Origin of the sequence: Mycolicibacterium neoaurum ATCC 25795 (assembly GCF_000691525.1) — a bacterium.
Taxonomy (GTDB): Bacteria; Actinomycetota; Actinomycetes; order Mycobacteriales; family Mycobacteriaceae; genus Mycobacterium; species Mycobacterium neoaurum.
Map to the genome: position 1 here is coordinate 1 of NZ_JMDW01000034.1, position 581 is coordinate 581.

1 protein-coding gene is annotated in these 581 nt (G+C 63.9%); it reads right to left on the reverse strand.

What is annotated here, in order from left to right; all coding sequences use genetic code 11:
- On the reverse strand, positions 1 to 581 hold a 581-nt coding region (locus tag IC40_RS0126295), incomplete at its 3' end, for a superoxide dismutase (protein ID WP_030137633.1).

Here is a 581-nt window from a genome sequence, read left to right on the forward strand (position 1 = left end):
TAGCGGTCTTGGACGTCGGCCCAGTTGACGACGTTCCAGAAGGCCTTGACGTAGTCGGCCTTGACGTTCTTGTACTGCAGGTAGAAGGCGTGCTCCCACATGTCGACCTGCAGCAGCGGGATGATGCCGAGGGGGACGTTGGCCTGCTGGTCGTAGAGCTGGAAGGTCAGCACGCGCTGGCCGAGGCTGTCGTAGCCCAGGACGGCCCAGCCGGATCCCTGCAGGCCGTTGGCTGCGGCGGTGAACTGGGCGCGGAACTTGTCGAAGCTGCCGAACTGGTCGTCGATGGCTGCGGCCAGGTCGCCTTCGGGCTTGTCGCCGCCGTTGGGGGAGAGGTTCTTCCACCAGATGCTGTGGTTGAGGTGGCCGCCGAGGTGGAAGGCGAGGTTCTTCTCGTTGAGGAAGATCGCGGACTGGTCGTCTCCTGCGCGGGCTTCTTCGAGCTTGGCCACGGCGTCGTTGACACCCTTGACGTAGGTGGCGTGGTGCTTGCTGTGGTGCAGTTCGTTGATCTGGCCGGAGATGTGGGGTTCCAGGGCGCCGTAGTCGTAATCGAGGTCGGGCAGGGTGTATTCAGCCAC